The organism is Tsukamurella paurometabola (genome assembly GCF_900631615.1).
Classification (GTDB): Bacteria; Actinomycetota; Actinomycetes; order Mycobacteriales; family Mycobacteriaceae; genus Tsukamurella; species Tsukamurella paurometabola_A.
Genome location: NZ_LR131273.1, coordinates 1372151 through 1392100 on the forward strand (window position 1 = coordinate 1372151; position 19950 = coordinate 1392100).

Annotated in this window: 20 protein-coding genes and 1 pseudogene; 7 read left to right on the top strand and 14 right to left on the bottom strand. The window is 72.0% G+C overall.

Annotated elements, in window-relative coordinates:
- The first annotated feature begins 55 nt into the window (after positions 1-55).
- Complete coding sequence (locus ELY19_RS06880; protein ID WP_227966637.1) at positions 56-835, top strand: ABC transporter permease; 780 nt, start codon at positions 56-58, stop codon at positions 833-835.
- Between the two features lie 30 nt (positions 836-865).
- Here ELY19_RS06880 and ELY19_RS06885 read toward each other — a convergent pair whose 3' ends face one another.
- Both ELY19_RS06885 and ELY19_RS06890 read right to left on the bottom strand, forming a co-directional pair.
- On the bottom strand, positions 866-1738 hold the full coding sequence (locus ELY19_RS06885; RefSeq protein WP_126195561.1) for an aldo/keto reductase family oxidoreductase: 873 nt from the start codon (positions 1736-1738) through the stop codon (positions 866-868).
- A 345-nt stretch (positions 1739-2083) separates the two neighbouring features.
- Entirely contained in the window at positions 2084-2563 is a 480-nt protein-coding gene (locus ELY19_RS06890) for a GbsR/MarR family transcriptional regulator (RefSeq protein ID WP_197715994.1), read from the bottom strand.
- A gap of 47 nt (positions 2564-2610) precedes the next feature.
- Between ELY19_RS06890 and ELY19_RS06895 the strand changes: the two genes are divergently transcribed.
- The 3 genes from ELY19_RS06895 to ELY19_RS06905 all read left to right on the top strand — a co-directional run bounded on the left by ELY19_RS06895 (position 2611) and on the right by ELY19_RS06905 (position 5770).
- Positions 2611-3507 carry an ABC transporter ATP-binding protein gene (locus tag ELY19_RS06895; RefSeq protein WP_126195562.1) on the top strand — a complete coding sequence of 299 codons (897 nt, stop codon included), beginning with the start codon at positions 2611-2613 and terminating at the stop codon, positions 3505-3507.
- Positions 3504-5084: an ABC transporter permease gene (locus ELY19_RS06900; protein WP_126195563.1), complete on the top strand. Its 1581-nt coding sequence runs from the start codon at positions 3504-3506 to the stop codon at positions 5082-5084. Before ELY19_RS06895 ends, ELY19_RS06900 begins: the two co-directional genes overlap by 4 nt.
- Positions 5085-5221: 137 nt before the next feature.
- Positions 5222-5770, top strand: coding sequence for a hypothetical protein (locus ELY19_RS06905; protein WP_126195564.1), 549 nt, complete (start codon positions 5222-5224; stop codon positions 5768-5770).
- A 159-nt stretch (positions 5771-5929) separates the two neighbouring features.
- On the opposite strand, the gene ELY19_RS06910 is transcribed toward ELY19_RS06905, so the two are convergent.
- The 7 genes from ELY19_RS06910 to ELY19_RS06940 all read right to left on the bottom strand — a co-directional run bounded on the left by ELY19_RS06910 (position 5930) and on the right by ELY19_RS06940 (position 13469).
- The gene (locus tag ELY19_RS06910) at positions 5930-6727 is read right to left on the bottom strand and encodes a glutamate racemase (protein ID WP_126195565.1); all 798 of its coding nucleotides are present in this window, start codon (positions 6725-6727) and stop codon (positions 5930-5932) included.
- A gap of 10 nt (positions 6728-6737) precedes the next feature.
- Complete coding sequence (locus tag ELY19_RS06915; RefSeq protein WP_126195566.1) at positions 6738-8150, bottom strand: sensor histidine kinase; 1413 nt, start codon at positions 8148-8150, stop codon at positions 6738-6740.
- A complete protein-coding gene (locus ELY19_RS06920; protein WP_126195567.1) occupies positions 8147-8848 on the bottom strand; it encodes a response regulator in 702 nt (233 codons plus the stop codon). Before ELY19_RS06920 ends, ELY19_RS06915 begins: the two co-directional genes overlap by 4 nt.
- Positions 8820-9470 (bottom strand): hypothetical protein, encoded by a 651-nt coding sequence (locus ELY19_RS06925; RefSeq protein ID WP_126195568.1) that lies wholly within the window; start codon positions 9468-9470, stop codon positions 8820-8822. The genes ELY19_RS06920 and ELY19_RS06925 overlap by 29 nt, the downstream gene beginning before the upstream one ends.
- 143 nt (positions 9471-9613) lie before the next feature.
- A complete protein-coding gene (locus tag ELY19_RS06930) occupies positions 9614-11764 on the bottom strand; it encodes a SulP family inorganic anion transporter (protein ID WP_126195569.1) in 2151 nt (716 codons plus the stop codon).
- 92 nt (positions 11765-11856) lie between these two features.
- A complete protein-coding gene (locus ELY19_RS06935; protein WP_126195570.1) occupies positions 11857-12780 on the bottom strand; it encodes a sensor histidine kinase in 924 nt (307 codons plus the stop codon).
- Positions 12777-13469 (bottom strand): response regulator, encoded by a 693-nt coding sequence (locus ELY19_RS06940; RefSeq protein WP_126195571.1) that lies wholly within the window; start codon positions 13467-13469, stop codon positions 12777-12779. The genes ELY19_RS06935 and ELY19_RS06940 overlap by 4 nt, the downstream gene beginning before the upstream one ends.
- 68 nt (positions 13470-13537) lie before the next feature.
- On the opposite strand from ELY19_RS06940, the gene ELY19_RS06945 reads away from it, so the two are divergent.
- A complete protein-coding gene (locus tag ELY19_RS06945; RefSeq protein WP_126198734.1) occupies positions 13538-14422 on the top strand; it encodes a cytochrome c oxidase assembly protein in 885 nt (294 codons plus the stop codon).
- A 25-nt stretch (positions 14423-14447) separates the two neighbouring features.
- Positions 14448-15188 carry a DUF998 domain-containing protein gene (locus tag ELY19_RS23760; protein WP_126195572.1) on the top strand — a complete coding sequence of 247 codons (741 nt, stop codon included), beginning with the start codon at positions 14448-14450 and terminating at the stop codon, positions 15186-15188.
- Between the two features lie 52 nt (positions 15189-15240).
- Here ELY19_RS23760 and ELY19_RS24050 read toward each other — a convergent pair.
- A pseudogene (locus tag ELY19_RS24050) lies at positions 15241-15372 on the bottom strand (ArsR family transcriptional regulator); the annotation flags it as partial.
- Between the two features lie 106 nt (positions 15373-15478).
- Between ELY19_RS24050 and ELY19_RS06960 the strand changes: the two are divergent.
- Positions 15479-16696: an MFS transporter gene (locus ELY19_RS06960; RefSeq protein ID WP_126195574.1), complete on the top strand. Its 1218-nt coding sequence runs from the start codon at positions 15479-15481 to the stop codon at positions 16694-16696.
- An 85-nt stretch (positions 16697-16781) separates the two neighbouring features.
- On the opposite strand, the gene ELY19_RS06965 is transcribed toward ELY19_RS06960, so the two are convergent.
- The 4 genes from ELY19_RS06965 to ELY19_RS06980 are packed head-to-tail and all read right to left on the bottom strand — an operon-like array spanning position 16782 to position 19944.
- The gene (locus ELY19_RS06965) at positions 16782-18119 is read right to left on the bottom strand and encodes a L,D-transpeptidase (protein ID WP_126198735.1); all 1338 of its coding nucleotides are present in this window, start codon (positions 18117-18119) and stop codon (positions 16782-16784) included.
- A 36-nt stretch (positions 18120-18155) separates the two neighbouring features.
- Complete coding sequence (gene bluB / locus ELY19_RS06970; RefSeq protein WP_126195575.1) at positions 18156-18797, bottom strand: 5,6-dimethylbenzimidazole synthase; 642 nt, start codon at positions 18795-18797, stop codon at positions 18156-18158.
- Positions 18797-19312 carry a GNAT family N-acetyltransferase gene (locus tag ELY19_RS06975; protein ID WP_126195576.1) on the bottom strand — a complete coding sequence of 172 codons (516 nt, stop codon included), beginning with the start codon at positions 19310-19312 and terminating at the stop codon, positions 18797-18799. Before ELY19_RS06975 ends, bluB begins: the two co-directional genes overlap by 1 nt.
- Positions 19309-19944 carry a TetR/AcrR family transcriptional regulator gene (locus ELY19_RS06980; RefSeq protein WP_164711541.1) on the bottom strand — a complete coding sequence of 212 codons (636 nt, stop codon included), beginning with the start codon at positions 19942-19944 and terminating at the stop codon, positions 19309-19311. Before ELY19_RS06980 ends, ELY19_RS06975 begins: the two co-directional genes overlap by 4 nt.
- Positions 19945-19950: the final 6 nt, after the last annotated feature.

Consider the following 19950-nt stretch of genomic DNA (forward strand, 5'->3'; position numbering starts at 1 on the left):
ATCGATGCGCTCAACCTCCGTCGGCACCGCCGCGTTTCGGCTAGGTTTCCACGACGTGACCGGAAGTGATCCGGGCGAGCTGCTCACGGTGGGGCCCGGGCTCGCCGTCGCCCTTGTCGCCCTCGCCCTGACCGGCGCCGCCGTGGCCTGGCTCGGGCGCACGGGCTACGGCCCCGCGATCCTCGGGTCGACGGTCCGCGCGACTGTGCAGCTCGCAGTGCTCGGGATGGTGCTCAGCCTGATCGTGCGGAGCCTGTGGTTCACCGCCGCGTTCGTGCTCCTCATGGGCGTCACGGCGGGGTGGACGGCGGCGCGCCGGATCGTGGGGCGCCGCCCGCGCTGGTCCGAGCTGGCGGCGACCACCGCGGCGGTGGCCGGCCCGGCCGCGGTGCTCACGACGGCGCTGATGCTGAGCGGCGTGCTGCCGGCACGCGGGATTGCGGTGATTCCCGTGGCGGGCAGCGCGATCGGCGCGGCGATGGCAGGTGCGGGGCTCGCCGGGAAGCGTGCCCTGGAGGAGCTGACCGCGCGCCGCGGCGAGCTGGAGGCGGGCCTGGCGCTGGGTCTCGACCCGCTGTTCGTCCGGCTCGAGCTGGCGCGCGCCGCGGCCGCAACGGCGCTCATCCCCGCGCTGGACCAGACGCGGACCGTCGGGCTGGTGACCATCCCCGGCGCGTTCGTGGGCATGGTGCTGGGCGGCGCGTCGCCGCTGGCCGCGGCGGTCATGCAGTTGTACGTGCTGATCGCGATCCTGTGCGTGACGCCGATCGCCGTCGTGGTCGTGACCTGGCTGGTCGCGGCCGGCCGCTTCGAGACCGGTCCGCGCAACTACTGACCGCGTGCGGTCACCGACACGCACCGAAGATCAGCGGGCGCCGATGGCATCCAGCTCGGCGAGCGCGTCCTCCGGGAGCTCCAGCGCGGCGCCGGCGATGTTCTCGCGCAGGTGCACGATCGACGAGGTGCCCGGGATCAGCAGGATGTTCGGCGAGCGCTGCAGCAGCCACGCGAGGGCGACCGCCATCGGGGTGGCGCCGAGCCGGGCCGCGACCGCGTTCAGCGCGTCCGACTGCAGCGGGCTGAAACCGCCGAGCGGGAAGTAGGGCACGTACGCGATGCCCTGCGCCGCTAGCGAATCCACCAGGTCGTCGTCGACGCGGTGGGCGATGTTGTAGAAGTTCTGCACGCACGCGACCGGCGCGATCGATTGCGCCTCGGCGACCTGCTCCGCGGTCACCGTGCTCACGCCGAGGTGCCGGATCAGGCCCTGCTGCTGCAGTTCGGCGAGCACTGTGAAGGGCTCGGCGATCGAGCCGGGGCTGGGGGTGTCGAAGTCGCCGACGCGCAGGTTCACCACGTCGATCACGTCGAGGCCCAACCGCTCGAGGTTCTCGTCGACGGCGCGGCGCAGGTCGTCGGGCTCCAACGCGGGCGGCCAGCCACCGGTGTCGTCGCGGCGGGCGCCGACCTTGGTGACGATGTGCAGGGACTGCGGGTACGGGTGCAGCGCCTCGCGGATGATCTCGTTGGTGACGAACGGGCCGTAGTAGTCGCTGGTGTCGATGTGGGTGATGCCGAGGTCGACCACGTCGCGGAGCACCTCGATCGCGGCCTCGCGCTCCGCGGGCGGGCCGAAGACGTGCGGTCCCGCGAGTTGCATCGCGCCGTAACCGAATCGGGTGACGGTGAGGTCACCACCGAGGTCGAAGGTGCCGCCGGGCGGGGTGGGTGCGGTCATGGGAGGACTCCTTCGTGCAGCGGGATGCGGGTCGTGCGCCGCGTCCAGTATCCCGCCGATCAGGTCGCCGTGCCGCGCCGCCACCAGCGTCGGCCCGCGATCCGCCGCAGTCGGCGGAGATCACTCAGCGCTGGGCCATTGGCCGAAAGCCTCGTCGGGCCCATCGCGGCCACTCGGTGCCACACGTCTCGCGCCGGCTCGATGAACCCCGCCCGCCCCACGTGGCCCCCTTGGATGCGCAGGTACTGCGGCCGGTTGTGGGCCCGCGCCCGCGCGAGGCGCACCTCGAACTCGGCAGCGATCTCGGGGGACCACGATTCGCTCCGGAACCAGTCGCGTACGACCTCAGTGCCCGTGCTTCTCCAGCCGGACCTGGCGCCAGCGCTCCATCAGCTCGGGGAGTTCGGTGATCATGAACTCGAAGAAGTCGCGCATCACCGTCAGGCGCTCCGCCGCCGGGCCGCCGGTGGGAAGTTCCTCGATCCCCTCGGTCGCCACGTCGCGCCACCGCTCCAGGATCGGGTTGCGCGCGGCGAAGGCCTCATACCAGATGTCGTCGCCGAGCGTGATCAGGCTGTGCCGCGACCCCGGGACGTGCGTGCGGCGAATCATGCCCGTCTGCTCCAGGTACCGCACGGCGCCCGACACGGCCCCCGCGGACACCTGTAGCTTTTCAGCGATCTGTGACGGCGTGAGCGCCGCCTCCGGCGAGGTCAACACTGCGGCGAAGACGCGGGACGCCATGCGCTGCATACCCGCGTCCACGAACGCGGCTGCCATGTTCTCCACGAAGCCCGGCGCATCCATGCAGGTCACGATAGCCATAATTCAGACACTTCACAAATTTGTGAAGTGGGCGTAGCGTCAGCGCCATGACAACTGAAGTCATCCGCGTCGAGGGCCTCACCAAGACCTTCGGTAGCGCTCACGCACTCACCGGACTCGACCTCCATGTGACGCCGGGAGAGGTCCACGCCTTCCTCGGCCCCAACGGGGCGGGCAAGTCCACCACCATCCGCGTCCTCCTCGGCCTGCTGAAGAAGACCTCGGGCACCGTCGAACTGCTCGGCGGGGACCCGTGGTCCCAGGCCCCCGAGCTGCACCGCCGCCTCGCCTACGTGCCCGGCGACGTGACGTTGTGGCCCAACCTCTCCGGCGGCGAGATCATCGACCTCATGGGGCGCCTGCGCGGCGGCCTCGACGAGGCTCGCCGCACCGAGCTCATCGACCGCTTCGCCCTCGACCCCGCCAAGAAGGCGCGCACCTACAGCAAGGGCAACCGGCAGAAGGTCGCGCTCGTCGCCGCCTTCGCCGCCCGCGCCGAGCTCATGATCCTCGACGAGCCCACCTCCGGGCTCGACCCGCTCATGGAGGAGGTCTTCACCGAGTGCCTCGCCGAGGCCAAGGCCGACGGCACCTCGATACTGCTCTCCAGCCACATCCTCTCCGAGGTCGACCGAGTGGCGGACACCGTCACCATCATCAAGGACGGTGCGTCCGTCGAGACCGGCTCCCTGGCCTCGCTCCGGCACCTGTCGCGCACGCGCGTCGAGGCGACGCTGGCGCGCCCCGTCGACCTCACGAACACCGCCGGCGTGCACGACCTGCAGGCCGACGGCGACCGGGTGTCGTTCAGCGTGGAGGCCGCCGACCTCGGCCGGCTCCTCGGCGAGCTCGCCGCCGCGGGCCCCACGTCGCTGACCAGCCGCCCGCCCACGCTGGAGGAGCTGTTCCTGCGGCACTACGACACCGCCGGGGCCGTGCGATGACCGGCCTGGGCGCCACCCTCCGGCTCGTGGTGCGGCGCGACCGCATCCAACTGGTGGTGTGGCTGCTGCTCTACGTGGCGATGGCGGCCTCGGCGTACTCGACGGCGAAGACGAACTACGCCGACCGGGCCGCGCTCGACTCCGCCGCCCGGGCCGCGAGCGAGAACCCCTCACTCGTGGCGATGTTCGGCCCCGTGTACTCGGCGACCACCGGCGCGGTGGGCATGATCAAGATGGTCGTCATGATGGCGGCCGCGCTCGGCCTGCTCACCGGCCTGCTGGTGATCCGCCACACCCGCGCCGACGAGGAGTCGGGGCGGCGGGAGATGCTGGGCTCGTCCGCGATCGACCGCGCCGCGCCCCCGCTCGCGGCGCTCATCGAGACGTCCGCCCTGAGCCTGGCGATCGGGGTGCTGAGCGCCCTGACGCTCGTCGGCATGGGCGCGGACGCCAAGGGCAGCATCATGTTCGGCGCACTCTGGGCGTTCACTGGCATCGTCTTCGCCGCCTTCGCCCTCCTGTGCGCGCAGCTCACGGAGGGGGCGCGCGCCGCGCGCGGCCTGTTCGCCGTGGGCCTCGGCGGCGCCTACCTGCTCCGGGCCGTCGGCGACGTCTCCGTCATCCGGACCGACGGTACGCTGCCCGCCGAGCCCGGCTGGGAGTCCTGGCTCTCACCGCTCGGCTGGGCGCAGCAGATCCGCCCGTTCGCCGACGACCGGCCGTGGCCGATCCTCCTGCTGCTCGCCGCGACGGCGGTCCTGACCGCGGTGGCACTGCGGATCGCCGCCCAGCGCGACCTGGGCGCGGGTCTCATCCCCGTCGGCCGGGGCCGCGCGCGCGGCAGCGCCCTCCTCGGCTCGGTGGAGGCACTGACGTGGCGGCTGCACCGCGGCCAGCTCATCGGTTGGAGCGTCGGCATGCTGGCCGTGGGCCTCGCGTTCGGCGGCATGGGCAGCGCGATCGATTCACTGGCGGGCAACGCCGGCACCCGCGAGATGCTCGAGCGGCTCGGCGGCTCCGGCTCGAGCCTGCTCGACGTCTTCTTCGGCGCCGAGTTCTCCATCATGGGCATGGCGGTCGCGGCCCTGGGCATCTCGATCGTCAACACGGCCTGCTCCGAGGAGACCTCGGGCCGCGCCGAGTACCTGCTGGCGGCGCCGGTGGCGCGACTGCGCTGGTACGCCTCGCACCTCACCGCCGCGGTGATCGCGACGACGGTGGTCAGCCTCGCCCTCGGCGTGGGCGTCTCGCTCACCGCGGGCCGGCAGCTCATCGTCCCCGCGCTGGCCGCGCTGCCGGCCGTGTGGGTGATCACCGCGATCGCCGCCCTCGCGGGGGCGATCTCGGCGCGCTGGTCGTCCGTGGGCTGGATCGTCCTGGCGCTGTGCGTGACCACGATGATCGCGGACGTGCTCAAGCTTCCCGACTGGGTCGCGAAGGTCTCGCCGTTCAAGCACGTGGCGACGCAGCCCGGTGCCACCGTGCTCACCGGTGCCACGATCACGCTCGTCGTGATCGCCGCAGCGGGCCTGATCGCGGCCGCCTTCTCCGAGACCCGCCGGGACCTGGCCGCGTAGGCACGACCGCACGCCGCGGTGGCGCCGCATCGCACCGCTGGTGCGGGGCGCCGCGCTGGCGCACGCGTCCATCGCCGGTGTGCGGCTTCGGGCGGCCCATCGCAGATCCTGGATATCGATCGTGTGAGACTGCAACCGTGACGAACGATCCGCAACAGGACCACTCCACGCCGCAGGCCGCACAACCGGACGACGCCGACCGGATCCCCTCGATCACGGTCGAGTGGGTTGCCCAGCCCGGGGACCTCCGCCGCGCGACCCTATCCGTGCTGCGACAACGCCGATTCTGGGTGCGGTCGCTGGTCGTCGGGCTGGTCGTCGGCGTGGTCGTGGGCGCGGTCTGCATCGCCACCGGTAGCGGTTGGCCGCTGGGGCTCCTGATCGGCGGGTGCTTCTTCCTCGGCCTGAGCCTCGAAATGCTGCTGCTCTGCCTGTTCGCCGCGTGGCGCCAGAATCGGAAAGTCCTGCGAGCCGGCACGCGCTGGGCGGCGGGCAGCGACGCCACCCGCATCCGCATCGACAACCGGATCAACACGATCGTCATCGCACGCGAGAACATCGAGGCCTTCCGCCGCGTCGGCAGTCTCTTCGTCCTACAGCTCCGCGAGGGCGCGGTCGTTGCGATCCCAGTCGCCCTGCTGGAGTCGGTCCTGACGGACCCGGATCTAGCACGTCTCATCGACTGAGACGCTTGACGTTTCACCTAAGAGAAGCGTAGCTAACTTCTGGGAAGAAAAGCCCTGCAAATGACTACTGACCGCAGCGAGCGAGTCAGCTGCGGTCAGTGCCCTCTCAGGATAACAGGAGAGTTGCGATGATGCATATATCTCATCGCGATTCTTTTGTCACGGCGTTTTCGCGCTGCGACCGCATCGCTCGAGCAGCAGCCGACCGGCGGGGTACGCGGCGAGGACCTCCGGTAGCGCGCCGGGCCTGCCGGACTCCAGCACGGCCACCACGTCGCCCAGCACCGATGGTCCGCCGGGCTCCACGCCGAGCCGGCGCAGCGTCTGCCGCGCGACGGGCTCCGGCGAGTCGAAGACCGCGACCTCCCGGCCGGTTCGCTCGCGCAGCGCGGCGACGATCGGCTCCCTGACCAGCCCGTAATGCGTGCATCCGAGGACCACGGACTCGATGTCCGCCGGCGTGGCGGCCGCTGCCGCCCCGATCGCCGCCGCGACGCGCGCGGGGTCACCGGAGTCGATCGCCTCCGCCAGTCCGTAGCACGGGATGCGGTGCGCGAGCGACGGGTCGGCGAAGGCGTCGATGAGGTCCGTCTGGTAGTCGCTCACCGTGGCGGCCGCGGTCGCCCACACGGCGAAGGGCCGCCCCGTCGCACCGGCGGGTCGGATGGCGGGCACCACCCCGACCACGGGGATCGCGGGCTCGAACCGGGCGCGCGCCGCCTCCAGAGCGTACATCGAGCCGGTGTTGCACGCGACGATGATCGCGTCCACGTCGTACCGGGCCGCGGCGCCGGCCATGGCGACGACGCACTCGGAGATCCGGGCGGGTTCGAGCAGGCCGTAGGGCATGTTGTCGGGGTCGCGGGCCAACACCAGCTCGGTGTCGGGCCGCACACGGGAGAGGGCGTCGGCGTAGTTGACCATCCCGAAACCGGAGTCGATCACCGCTACGCGCATGACCTCGAATTTACCGGGCGAGCCACAACCGGAAGACGGTGGTCGTGCCCTCGCGCCGGTAATCGACGTCGCCGCCGAGCAGGCGGGCGTTGTCCCGCGCGATGGCGAGGCCGAGGCCGGCTCCCCCGCCGGCGCCGCGCGACCGCGCCTCCTGGGCCTTCGCGAACCGGCCGAAGACCCGCTCCTCGTCCCCCGGAGGCACCCCCGGCCCGTGGTCACGCACCTCGACGACGGTGCCGCCGGGCGCGGCGGCGACCGTCACCGTCACCGGCGGGGCGCCGTGCCGGACGGCGTTGCCGACCAGGTTGGTCACCACCGCGACCACACGGCGCCGGTCGGACTCGACGGTGAGCGGCGCACCGTCGAGCGCGACGGACCGCCAGCCGCGCGCCGCGAAGGCCTCGCGCAGCGCCCCGACCAGCTCGAAGGGCGCGCGCCGCACCTCGGCGGCGCCGGCATCGAGGCGGGTCATCTCGAGCAGGTCGTCGACGAGGCCGGCGAGTGTGTCGACCTCGGACGCGACCAGTTCCGAGGCGCGGCGCAGGTCGGAGTCGGGACCGAGGGCCGCGGCCTCCTCGCGCAGCACCTCCGCGGCCGGGACCAGTGCCGCGAGGGGGCTCCGCAGCTCGTGCGAGACGTCGCCGACGAATCGCCGCGACCGTGCGTCCTGGTGGCGGAGCACGTCGATGGACTCGTTCTGGCGGTCGAGCATGGAATTGAAGGTGTCGGTGAGGTCCCGCAACTCCGTGACGTCGGTCGCGGGCAGGCGCGCGTCGGTGTCGCCGTCCGTGACGCGCGCCGCGACGGACTGGATCCGGCTGAGCGGCCTGGTCACCGTGCGCGCGACCACCAGCGCGACGAGGATGCCGAGCAGGGCGCTCCCGGCCACCGCGACGACGACCAGCAGGGTGAGCCGGTTCAACCGGGCCCCGACGTCCTCGAGCGGCTGCACGCCGTAGACCACGACGCTCTCGGCGTCGAAGATCGTCGGCCGCGGCACGCTGTGCGCGACGAGCACCTTCCCCTCCGGCAGCCGCTGGAAGCGGTACAGCGACGGCACTCGTTCGAGCTCGCGCCGCATGGCCGCGGGAAAGACCTGCGGCGGCGCGGAACCCTGGCGGACGGTCGCGCCGTCGACCTCCACGGTGTAGTCGCCCGGGATGAACTCCCCGACGCTCGATCGACCCCCCGGCGAGGTCCCGCCGCTCCCCGGCACGGGCATCCCCTGGCGTTCGAAGCTCTCCATGTCGTGCCGGAACGTGGTGAGCACGGCGTCCTGGGCGTCCTGGTACACCCAGTCGCGCACCACCACCGCGACGGCGACGCCGGTGACACCCGCGGTCAGGCACGTGACGACCACGATGATCGCGAGGATCCGGGCGCGCAGGCCCGCGATGACCGCCGGACGCCCGCGCCCGCTCATGGCGCCGGCCGGAACCGGTAGCCGAAGCCGCGCACCGTCTCGATGTGGCTGTTCCCGTCGGGCGGATCGATCTTGGGCCGGAGCCGCAGGATCGCGTTGTCCACCAGCCGGGAGTCGCCGAGGAAGTCCTGGTTCCAGGCCATCGCGAGCAACTGCTCGCGACTGAGCACCTGGCCCGGATGGTCGGCGAAGGCGTACATCAGCCGCTTCTCGGTGGGCGTGAGCGGCAGGGGCACACCGTCGCGCAGCACCTCGGCACCGGCCCGGTCGACGGTCAGCGGGCCGTCGTTCGACGGTGCCGGCGCCTCGCTCGACGGTGCCGGGGCGGGGTCCGCGGGCGGCGCGGACCGGCGGAGGGCGGCCTTGATCCGGGCGTCGAGGACGCGGGGGCTGACCGGTTTGACCACGTAGTCGTCGGCACCGGCCTCCAGCCCGGCGACGGTGTCGATGTCGTCCGAACGGGCCGTGAGCATGAGGATCGGGACGGAGCTCGCGCGACGGATCCGGCGGCACACGGCGAAGCCGTCCTCGCCGGGCAGGCCCACGTCGAGGATCACCGCGTCGGCCGCGTCCACCCGCTCCTCGAGGTCCTCCCCTGCGGCAGTCAGGTGCTCGACGGCGTGGTCGAGCCGGCCCAGCGAGAGCGTCAGCGCGTCGACGATCGCGGGGTCATCCTCGATGAGCAGCAGTCTGACCACCGGTGAGGCTCCCTTCCACGTCGGAGGTCCACGCCCAGGCGGCCTGACCGACCCGGACCACCGCGGCGGCGCCGACGGCCACCAACCATGCTCCCAGGACATCGCCCGGCCGGTGCCACTGTTGCGCCACGACGAGGACCGACACGACGGTTCCGACCGCGACGGCGACGAGCAGCGCGGCCGCCCGATACCGCCGGGCCGCCGAGCCGACCAGGATCACCGCGAGCGCGGCGACCACGGCCACCGTGTTCGACGGGAAGGAGTTCAGTTCCGGCCCGACGCCGAAGGAGGGCCGCTCCAGCAGCGCCTTGAGCACGAAGGCGCTCGCGACCGTCGAGGCCAGGACGAGCGCGGCGGAGACGGCGACCGTCTTCGAGCGGCGGCTCGCGACGACCGCGGCGACGAGGAGGCCGCCGACCGCGAGCATCGGGAGCTGATAGCGGCCGAGCGCGCCCTCGACGGGGTTCTCCACCCCGAACGCGGCGGAGACCATCCGCATGAGCTCGTGGTCGACGACCTGGCCGGCCGCGGTGCCGACCACCGCGAGGTAGAGCCCGGCGAGGGCCAGCGCGGTGACGACGGCCGTCGTCGCGGCGGTCCAGGGGCGTGTGGTTGCGAACATGACGCCGAGCATTGTCCCCCATCGTCGCCCGGCCGCCTCCGTTCCGCCCCACGAATGTCACAGCCGTGTCGCAATCCCCGGCCGGTCCGGCACCGGACGACGGCGCCGCGGCGGTGGCCCGCGGCGCCGCGCCCGGCGCTCCGTCAGGCGTGGGCCAGGGTGTCCGCCTCGACGATCGACGTGTCCGTCACGCGCAGCACCCGGCCCGAGGCGATGTCGAAGAACAGCCCGATCACCTCGACCCGCCCCGCGGCGACCTCCTCCCGCACCAGCGGGTGCGCGGCCACCGCCGCCACCTGCACGGCGACGTTCACCAGCGACAGCTGGTCGGCGGTGTCGAAGCCCAGGTCCGCCGCCGCGGCGCGGACCGGGTGCCCCGAACGGAAGGCCGCGGTCGACGACGCGGCGTGTTCGATCCAGCGCTCGATCGACGGCGACACCGCGGGCGACGAGAGCGCGACGCCCATCGCGCCGCAGGACGAGTGGCCGCAGACGATGATCTGGCGCACCGACAGCTCGTGGACGGCGAAGGCCAGCGACGCCTCCAGGGACGGGTCGGTGTCCGGGGCGGGGACCAGGTTGCCCACGTTGCGGACGGTGAACAGGTCGCCCGGTCCGCTGCCGGTGATGACGTTGGGCACCACCCGCGAATCCGCGCACGTCAGGAACAGCGCCTCGGGCCGCTGACCACCGCTGAGCTGGTCGAAGTCGTCGCTGAGCAGTGCGGCGTGCCGGCGGTGGTAGCGGGCGATGCCGTCGGCGAGGCCGCCGCGGGCGTGCGCGCGCCACGGCAGCAGGCCGCGCTCGGCCGGGCGCTCGGTGGTGCGACGGGGCGTCCGGGTCGCGGCCGCGTCGAGCGCCGCGCCGCCCAGGTCGTCGACGGTGACGGTGCCGCCCGCGGCGCGGTAGCGCCGCGCCCACTCCTGGATCTCCTCGGCCGCGGCGTGGTCGAGGAAGTCGACCGTGAGCTCGATCGCGACGTCCTGCTCCGGCGGAACGGTGGCGAGCACCCGCGTCAGGCGCGGCAGCGAGAAGAAGGACAGCGTCCCGTCGACCGTGACGTGCCAGCGCCCGGCACCGTCGACGACCGCCTCGATGTGGGCCCGCGCGACGCGCCACAGGACCAGGACCAGCGCCACGACGAGCCCCGCGAGCACGCCCTCGAGGAGGTTGAGGAACAGCACGCCGCCGATGGTGACGGCGTAGACGAGCAGGTCGCCGGTGCGGCGGGCCGTGCGGATGTGCGAGATCTTGACCAGCTGGACGCCGATCACGATGAGCAGGCCGGCGAGGGCCGACGTGGGAATCTTCTCGACCAGGCCCGACAGCGCGACGGAGAAGAGGAGCAGCCACACGCCGTGCAGGACCGCCGACCACTTCGTGCGCGCACCGGCGGCCACGTTGGTCGCGCTCCGGACGATGACACCCGTGACGGGCAGGCCGCCGAGCAGGCCCGAGACGGTGTTGGCCGCCCCCTGGCCCACGAGTTCGCGGTCGAGGTTCGTCTTGGCACCGTCGTGCATGCGATCGGTGGCGACCGCGGAGAGGAGGGATTCGACGCTGGCGATGAGCGCGACGGTGAGCACGCCGAGCGCGACCGCGCCCCAGTTGCCCGTCGGCATCTCCGGCAGGCCGATGGCGTCGATGATGGAGCCGTTCAGGCGGATCCGCTCGACGTTCATCGGGACGACGAGGGAGAGCACCGTCGCCGCCGTGACGGCGACGAGCGCGCCGGGGACGCGCCGCCACTTCGCGGGCAGCTTCGGCCACAGCACCATCACCACGATCACCACCAGTCCGACCGCGAGATCCGGCCAATGGAGCGAACCGATCCGCGACGGCAGGTCCATGAGGTTCTGCAGCACCGAGCTGCGCGACGACCCGCCGAGCAGGACGTGGGCCTGCTGGATCACGATGGTCACGCCGATGCCGGCGAGCATCGCGTGCACCACGACCGGCGAGATCGCCAGCGCGGCACGGGCGATCCGGCTGAGCCCCAGTCCGATCTGCACGAGCCCCGCAGCGACCGTGATCGCGGTGGTCACCTTCCACCCGAACGTCGCGATCAGCTCGGCCACCACCACGGTGAGACCCGCGGCGGGGCCGCTGACCAGTAGCGGCGAGCCCCCCATGAGCCCGCCGACGACGCCGCCGATCACACCCGCGATCAGACCCGCCATGAGCGGCGCACCCGATGCGAGCGCGATGCCGAGGGACAGTGGCAGTGCGACGAGGAAGACGACGATCGACGACGGCCCGTCGAAACGCGCTATGTCTCTGAGTTTCTCCTGCATGGGCACCACTGTGGCGGCGGGGTGTGGCCGCTCTGCCGCAATGTCGTGAAGGTTCCGTGAATCCGGTGGATCGCCCGGTGCGAACCGCCCGATCACCAGGGCACAGGAAGGGTGAAGGCGAAGACGGCGCCCCTGCCGGGGCCGTCGGACTCCACCCACATCTGGCCGTCGTGAGCGGTGACGATCGCGCGACTGATCGTCAGGCCGATCCCGCTGCCGCCGTGGTCGCGGTCTCGGGCGATGTCGGTGCGGTAGAAGCGCTCGAACACCGACTCGAGGTGGTGCGCCTCGATCCCGTCCCCGTGATCGACGACGCTGATCCGTACCCGACGGTGCGGGGCGGGAGCGGCCTCCAGCTCGACGGTGCCGCCGGGATCGCTGTGCCGCAGCGCGTTCGAGAGCAGGTTCGCCAACACCTGCTCGAGACGCTGCCGGTCCGCGCGGATCGGCCGCGCGGGGGCGGAGATGCGCACCCGGAGCTCGACGTCCTTGTCCGCGTACGCCCGACGGGCCGCGGCGGCCGCGCTGTGCAGCAGCTCGGTGACGTCGACCGCGGTGGGGCGCAGGTCGAGTGCGCCCTCCTCGGCATGGGAGACGGACTGGACGTCGTCGGTGAGCCGCGCGAGCCGGGTCGTCTGCGCCCGGAGAACGGCCAGTGTCTCCGCATCGGGTGTCACCACCCCGTCCTGGATCCCCTCGAGATAGCCGTCGAGAACACTGACGGGCGTGCGGATCTCGTGTGCGAGATCGGTGAGCAAGCGCCGCCGCTCACGGTCGCTGTGCTCCAGTCGAGCCGCCACCGAGCTGTCCAACCACCGGGCGAGCAGCCCGCTCACCGCGATCGAGACCACCACCGCGCCGACGAACCCCAGCAGCGCGGCCAACAGGTTCACCTCGGCCGGCGTCTGCGTCGTCAGCACCAGCGGCCAGATCACGAAATCGACCAGGGCGGTGACCCCGAGCGTGCCGAGCGCCACGAGCATCAGCAGCGGGACCGGCCCGCGCAGACGCCTCACCCGGGCCCCATCCGGTAGCCGATGCCCCGGACGGTGCGGACGAACCGCGGGTCGCCGGCATCGTCGCCGAGCTTGCGCCGCACCCGGCCGACGTGCACGTCCACGAGGCGCTCGTCGCCGACCCACCCGGCGCCCCAGATCGACTCGATGAGCTGCGAACGCGAGAAGGCGACGTTCGGATTGCGCGCGAGCGTGGCGAGCACGTCGAACTCGGTCGCGGTGAGGTCCACGATCCGGCCCCCGACGCACACCTCCCGCGCGAGCGTGTCGATGGTCAGATCGCCGAACCGGCGGGGAGCGGCGACGGCACCGTCGGGCAGGCCGCGCGGCCGGCGGAGCATTGCCCGGACCCGGGCCACCACCTCGCGGGGACTGAAGGGTTTGACCAGGTAGTCGTCGGCGCCCACCGAGAGCCCGACGATCTTGTCCAGCTCGTCGCCCCGGGCGGTGAGCATGATGACGTACGCGTCACTGAAGGAGCGGACGGTGCGGCACACCTCCAGCCCGTCGATCCGGGGAAGACCGATGTCCAGCAGGATCACGGCAGGATCGATCTCGCGGGCCAGCGCCAGGCCGCGCTCGCCGTCGGCGGCGGTGGTCACGTCGAAGCCGTCGTGGACGAGGTAGTCCTGCGTGAGCTTGGCGAGGGCGGGCTCGTCCTCGATCACGAGGACCTTGTGGGCGTTCATTCTTCACATAGTAATATGCGCATGTGCTGATTCCATACCCACCGGCGCCGGCACCGTCGATCCTGGGAATGCTCGCCTGGGATCCGCCCGCCCTCCCGGTCCTGCCGCTCGCCGCGGCGACCGCGGCCGGGCTCTACGCACTCGGGGTGCGCACGGTGCGCCGGAGGGGACGACGGTGGCCGGCCGCACGCGTCGTGAGCTTCCTGCTCGGCTGCCTCGTCCTCGCCGGGGTCACCGGCCTGCGCATCGAGGCCTACTCCTGGCACCTGTTCAGCGCGTTCATGTTCCAGCAGCTCACCCTGTCGATCCTGGTGCCGCCGCTCCTGGTCGGGGGCGCACCCGGCGTCCTGTTGCTGCGGGCGACGCCGCATCGCGGGTTCGGCCGGCTGGTCCTGGCGGCGGCGCTCGGGCTGCTGCGCAGCCGCGCACCCCGGATCCTGTTGCACTCGGGCTTCACGATCCCGCTGTTCCTCATGAGCTACTACGGGGTCTACCTCGGCGGCGTGGTCGACGCGATCGGCGGCACCTGGCTCGGGCACACCGTCCTGCAGTTCTTCTTCCTGTGCTCGGGGCTGCTGTTCATCATCCCGATCCTCTCGATCGGCCCGCTGCCCGGCCGCGACTCCTGGCTCATGCGCTTCTTCGACATCTTCATCGAGATGCCGCTCCACGTCTTCATCGGCGTGATCCTCATGATGGCGACGACGCCGATGGTCGCGCTGTTCGCGGAACCGCCCGCCGCGTGGGGCGTCGACCCGCTGCGCGATCAGTCCATCGCCGGCGCGCTCGCGTGGTCCTACGGGGAACCCGTCGCGATGATCACCACGTGCCTCTTCGCGCTCCGCTGGCGCCGGTCCGAACGGCGCGACGCGGAGCGGGCGGGGGCCGATCGCCGGGAGGAGGACGAGCGCGAGGCGTACAACGCCTACCTGCGCGAACTGCGCGGTCACTGATCTGCGCCGTCAGTATTCTGGGACCATGCGCCGCGCCCGCCTCATCCTGCTCGCGGGCACAGTGCTCTACTCGGCCTGGATGATCGCCCCGCTGCTCGGCTCACGGCTGAGTCCGCTGACCTCGTACGTCAGCGAGGCCGGCGCCGTCGGACAGCCGAACGCCCTCTTCTTCCGCGCCGCCGACCTCCTCGCCGGGACGGCCTTCGTCGTGGCGGGCGCGCTCGGTCACCGTGCCCTGCGCCCGGTGCCGAAGCTCGGCCTGGTCGCGCTCGCCGGCCTCTTCATCCTGGGCATCGCGACCATGTGCGACGCGCTGATGCCACTGTCGTGCACCCCCACCGCCGACGCCGCCTGCGCCGCCCGCGAGGCCGCCCGGCAGGTGCCGCTGACGCACGTCGGGCACGCCGTCTCGTCGGGGATCGCGGGGTTCGGCGGGGTCGTCGCGGTGCTCGGGTGGGGGCTGTGGCGCCGGTCCACCGGAACCGGATTCGACGGTGCGCGGCTCCCGCTCGGCATGGGCGTGACGTACCTGCTCGCGACGACCTGGACTCTCGCCGCGATGCTGGAGCCCGCGCTCTACCTGGGACTGGCCCAGCGGACGCAGGTGCTGTCGCTCACGCTGTGGCTGGTGCTCCTCGCGACGGCGCCGCGGCCTCGCGGTCGGCGGCCCGAAGGACGGCATCCAGCAGGCCGGGATACGTCGCGTTCACCTCGTCCACCAGCAACAACTGCCGGGCCGTCGCGCCCAGATCGTCCCGACGGGTGAGGCCCGCCTCGCGCAGCACCTTGAAGTGGTGGCTGGCGGTGGCCTTGGTGACGCCGTCGTAGAGCTCGCCGCAGGCGAGGGGGCGTTGTTCGCGGTGCAGTCGTCGCACCATCTCCAGGCGCACGGGATCGGCCAGCGCGCTCAGCACGGTGTGCAGCGAGACGGTGGCGGTCGCGTCGGTCATGATTCTCGTTCCCTGAGATAACGGTTTGATCTTCGTCGAACCGGGTGTACTGTTGCCACTGGTTCGACGATCGTCGAACCTCGACTGTACACCCCCGGAGGTTGGAATGAGCCTGGCGCAGCAGGTCGCGGCACCGTCGACCCACGTCCACCCGCAGCGCTGGTCCTTCGCCCTCCTGCTCACGCTGCTCGCGCTGGCGCTGGGCGTCTCGGGGCTCCCGTCGCCGCTGTACCCGATCTACCAGCAGCAATGGCACCTCTCGGCGCTCTCGACCACCGTCGTGTTCGCGGTGTACGCCATCGGCGCGTTGGGCGCCGCGCTGACCGTCGGGCCGATCTCCGACGCCATCGGCCGCAAGCCGGTGCTCCTCGCCGCGGTCGGCACGATCCTCGTGGGACTGCTGCTGTTCCTGTTCGCGGGCGCCGAGTGGCAGCTGATCCTCGCGCGCTTCCTGCACGGCGCGGCGATCGGCTCGATCACCGTGGTCGCGGGCGCCGCCCTCCTCGACGTCCGGCCCACCGACGGTGCCCGCAACGGCATGCTCTCGGGAGTCGCCCTGAACGTCGGCATCGCCGCCACCGCCCTCGGCGCCGCGGCCGTCGCCCAGTACGCACCGCATCCGCTGCGCACCCCCTTCGTGACGATGGGCCTCGTGGTGCTCGCGATCCTGCTCGGCGTGATCGCCCTGATCGAGCCGCACGTCGGGCGGACCGGCGAGCGGGTCCGGCTCAGCCGCCCGGGCGTCCCCGGCGAGATCACCGCCGACTTCTGGTTCTCCGGCATCGGCATCGTCACCGCATGGTCGGTGCTCGGCGTCTTCCTCAGCCTCTACCCCGCCCTGGTGCAGCACGTGACCGGGCACGGTTCGGTGATCTTCACCGGTGGCCTGGTCGCCGTGATGGCACTGGCCTCCGCCGTCTCCCAATTCATCGGCGGGCGGTACCCGGCCAAGCCGACGGCGATCGTCGGCGACGTCGGCCTCGCCGCGTCGCTGATCCTGGCCGTCGTCGCCGTGCGCTACGGCCACACCTGGCTCATCGTGGTCGACACGATCCTGCTCGGCGCGACCTTCGGCCTCGCCTTCGGCGGCTCGCTCCGGCACCTCGGCTCCGTCGCGCCGGCGCACGCGCGCGGCCAGGTGATGAGCGCCTACTACCTGCTCGGCTACCTCGCGATGGGCGTGCCCACCGTCATCGCCGGCTACCTCGCCACGCAGTACAGCACCGCGACGATCTTCCCCTGGTTCGCCGCCGCCGTCGCCCTGGCCTGCCTCGGCGCCGCCGCCATCGGCCTGCGGGGTCGACGGTCCACCGCGGTCGCATAGGGGCGCGCCGGCGTGGCCGGGACGTCGACGGGCGGCCGGTGAGGTCGAGCCTTTCGCCCGAGGCGAACTCCTCGGGCCGCGCGGATCAGCCTCCGGGGGTGCCCGAGCTCGGGGCGTCCGACGGCGGCACCGTCGACGGCGAGGGCGCCGCGGACGTGGTCTCGGACGCGTCGCCCTGCTCTCCCGGCGGGAGCGCACTGCCGGCGACCCAGGTGGCCCAGGGCACCGACCAGTCGCCGTTCTGCCACTGCTCGAGCGCGGGGCCGCCGGTGTTGCGGACCTCGACCACGTCGCCCGGCTGCGACAGCCCGAAGAACCACTGCGCGTTCGCGGGGCTCAGGTTGAGGCAGCCGTGCGACTCGTTGCGCACGCCCTGCGCACCGATGTTGTCGAGGGCGTGCAGGTAGATGCCGTCGTTGCTGATCCGGGTGGCCCAGCCGATGGTCTGCTTGTAGCCCAACCGCGAGTTGATGGGCAGGCCGTACGTCGACGAGTCCATGACCACCGGGTTGGCCTTGTCGAGCACCGTGTACACGCCGCGCTGCGTCCAGAAGTGGAGCGTGGTGCCGTTGACCACCTCGGTGCCGCCCTGCCCCATCGACGTGGGCATCGACCGCACCATCTGGCCGTTCACGAACACCTGCACCTGCTTGGTGTTGTCGTCGGCGATGGAGACGTGCGACTCGCCGATCGAGAACGCGATCGCGATGTCCTTCTCGCCCCACAGACCGGGGCTGACCTCCTTGCCGAACGCGTTGACCTCGATCGACACCTTGGTGCCCGACGGGTAGTAGTCCTTGGGCCGCCACGCGACCGTCTTGTCGGTGGTCCACATCCACGCGCCCTCGACCGGCGGGGTCGTGGTGACCTTGAGCAGCTTCTGGGCCATGACCCGGTCCTTGATCGGCTCGTCGAAGTGGACGACCGCGACCTGCCCGACGCCGTAGACGGCACCGTCGGTGAGCGACATCCCGCCCGTGTTCTCGAAGTACGGGGCCGTCTTGTTCGTGTCGTCGACGGTGACCGTGGAGAACGTGCTGCGCTTCTCGCGCTGCTGGCCCAACGTCTCGTACTTCACCACCAGCGTGTACTGGCCGTTGTACTCGAGCGGCTTCGACGCCTTCCAGGTCAGCATGTCCGTCGAGAGCGCACCCTCGACGGCGACGCCCTTCGCGTCGGTGAGGGTCACCGAGCCGAGGACGGCCTTGGCGATCGACACCGTGACCGGGGTGATCGGGCTGACGGCCTGCGCACCGTCGGCCGGGGCGACGGTGACCTCCGCCGGGTCGGGCGGGGGCGTGGACGGTCCCGCGCTCTTGCCGCCACCGGTCAGATCGCCGATCGTGCAGCCGGCAGCCACCAGGGGCACCGCCGCGGCGGCGCCGACCAGGACCGCACGCCGACCGACGCGCTCGTTGAACATGCTCACTCGTCGTCCCCTCACTGATTACATGCGAGTCTAACGATGCGAGCCGACATCCCCGTCCGGGTAGCGCTCCCGGTGCATCGCCTCGGCGAGCGGGCGGCGCTCCCGCCAGCCGAATCGCTCCAGGTCGGGCACCGTCTGCAGGGCCGTCACGGGACCCACGCACAGCCACGCGACGATGTGGACGTGCTCGGGCACGTCGACCAGCGCGCGGAGGAAGGGCTCCTGGTAGAAGGACACCCAGCCCACGCCGATGCCCTCCGCGGTGGCGGCGAGCCAGAGGTTCTGGATGGCCAGGGCCACCGACAGGCGCCCGGTCTCGTCGATCGTGTGCCGGCCCAGGATGTGCGTGCCGCCGCGGGTCGGGTCGTACGTCACCACCACGCCCGTCCGGGACGACTCGATGCCCTCGATGACGATCGGATTGAAGGTGTCCCTGCGGTCGGGCGGCAGCGAGCGGGCGAAGTCCTCGCGACACTCGCCGACGTGCGCCGCGAACCGCGCGAGCGTGTCCGGATCCTGCACCACGACGAAGTCCCAGGGCTGCGTGTTCCCCACGCTCGGCGCGCTGTGCGCCGCGCCGAGGATCCGCACCAGCCGCTCCTCGTCGATCCGCTCGCCGGAGAACTCGTTGCGCACGTCGCGCCGGCGGAGGATGGCCTCGAAGACGTCCATCAGGCCCCGTCGGCCCGCACGGCATCGTCGGCCTGCCCGGCGAGTGCGTCGAGGTCAGCGCCGGTGAGTCGCTGCGTGGTCCACTCGTCCATCGGGACGGCGCCGATCGAGCGGTAGAAGCCGATCGCGGGCGCGTTCCAGTCGAGGACGGTCCACTCGAGCCGGGCGTAGCCGTTGTCGCGGCACTCCCGCGCGAGCGCCGCGAGCAACTTCTTGCCGTGGCCGCCACCGCGCGCGCCGGGCCGGACGTAGAGGTCCTCGAGCCAGATGCCGTGCGTACCGGTCCAGGTGGAGAAGGTGCGGAAATAGACGGCCATCCCGACGACGGTCTCGGCACCGTCCGGCCCCGGCTCGGAGGCGATGCGCGCGAAGACCGCGGGCGCGGGACCGAACAGCGCGGCGTGCAGCTGCTCGGCCGTCGCGACGGCGGAGTCGGGCTCCTTCTCGTACGCCGCGAGCTCCGCGATCATCGTGAGGATCTCCGGTACGTCGGCCGGGGTCGCGGGACGGATCATTGCGCGCCGCCCTGCGCCGACCCGCTCGACCCGTCCGCTGCCGCGGCCTGCGCCGCGATCGCGGGCATGAGGCATTCGCGGACGACGCGGCCCGCGGTGTAGGGGTCGTCGAAGCTGATCAGGCCGTCGGGCGCGAGCAGCACCGAGTGCCCGACGCGCGCGAAGATCTCGGCGATCGGCTTCGGGTCGAACTCCGGCAGGTCGCCGGTGGCCTGGAATCCCGCGATGATGTTCGCGGCGAACTCGCGGCCGATCTCGATGACCATGCCGCCGCCCTGCGCGATCATCGGCAGGCCCACGACGACGTTGCCGTCGCCGATGCCGCGGATCAGCGGCCGCCGGTGCGCCTCGCGGAGGAAGGCGACGAAGCCCTCGGTGAGCGCCTCCTCCACCGAGCTCAGGCCCTGGACCTGCTGCTCGACCGCCTTGAGCAACTGCTCGGCCTCGTACCGGATGGCCTGCTGGACGAGGTTGTCCTTGCGGTTGAAGCGGCGGTAGACCGTGGCGACGCCGATGCCCGCGAGGTTGGCGACGTTCTCCATCGTGGTCCGCGAAATGCCGACGCTGCCGATGCTCGACACCGCTGCAGACAGGATGCTCTGCGCGGTCTGATCGTTTCTGCCGGGACTCACAACGTC

Bases quoted from the DNA above. Each gene is read 5' to 3' on its own strand.
- ELY19_RS06885 (WP_126195561.1), bottom strand. From the start codon at position 1,738: ATGACCGCACCCACCCCGCCCGGCGGCACCTTCGACCTCGGTGGTGAC.
- ELY19_RS06890 (WP_197715994.1), bottom strand. From the start codon at position 2,563: ATGGCTATCGTGACCTGCATGGATGCGCCGGGCTTCGTGGAGAACATG.
- ELY19_RS06895 (WP_126195562.1), top strand. From the start codon at position 2,611: ATGACAACTGAAGTCATCCGCGTCGAGGGCCTCACCAAGACCTTCGGT.
- ELY19_RS06900 (WP_126195563.1), top strand. From the start codon at position 3,504: ATGACCGGCCTGGGCGCCACCCTCCGGCTCGTGGTGCGGCGCGACCGC.
- ELY19_RS06910 (WP_126195565.1), bottom strand. From the start codon at position 6,727: ATGCGCGTAGCGGTGATCGACTCCGGTTTCGGGATGGTCAACTACGCC.
- ELY19_RS06915 (WP_126195566.1), bottom strand. From the start codon at position 8,150: ATGAGCGGGCGCGGGCGTCCGGCGGTCATCGCGGGCCTGCGCGCCCGG.
- ELY19_RS06925 (WP_126195568.1), bottom strand. From the start codon at position 9,470: ATGTTCGCAACCACACGCCCCTGGACCGCCGCGACGACGGCCGTCGTC.
- ELY19_RS06930 (WP_126195569.1), bottom strand. From the start codon at position 11,764: ATGCAGGAGAAACTCAGAGACATAGCGCGTTTCGACGGGCCGTCGTCG.
- ELY19_RS06940 (WP_126195571.1), bottom strand. From the start codon at position 13,469: ATGAACGCCCACAAGGTCCTCGTGATCGAGGACGAGCCCGCCCTCGCC.
- ELY19_RS06945 (WP_126198734.1), top strand. From the start codon at position 13,538: ATGCTCGCCTGGGATCCGCCCGCCCTCCCGGTCCTGCCGCTCGCCGCG.
- ELY19_RS23760 (WP_126195572.1), top strand. From the start codon at position 14,448: ATGCGCCGCGCCCGCCTCATCCTGCTCGCGGGCACAGTGCTCTACTCG.
- ELY19_RS06960 (WP_126195574.1), top strand. From the start codon at position 15,479: ATGAGCCTGGCGCAGCAGGTCGCGGCACCGTCGACCCACGTCCACCCG.
- ELY19_RS06965 (WP_126198735.1), bottom strand. From the start codon at position 18,119: ATGTTCAACGAGCGCGTCGGTCGGCGTGCGGTCCTGGTCGGCGCCGCC.
- bluB (WP_126195575.1), bottom strand. From the start codon at position 18,797: ATGGACGTCTTCGAGGCCATCCTCCGCCGGCGCGACGTGCGCAACGAG.
- ELY19_RS06975 (WP_126195576.1), bottom strand. From the start codon at position 19,312: ATGATCCGTCCCGCGACCCCGGCCGACGTACCGGAGATCCTCACGATG.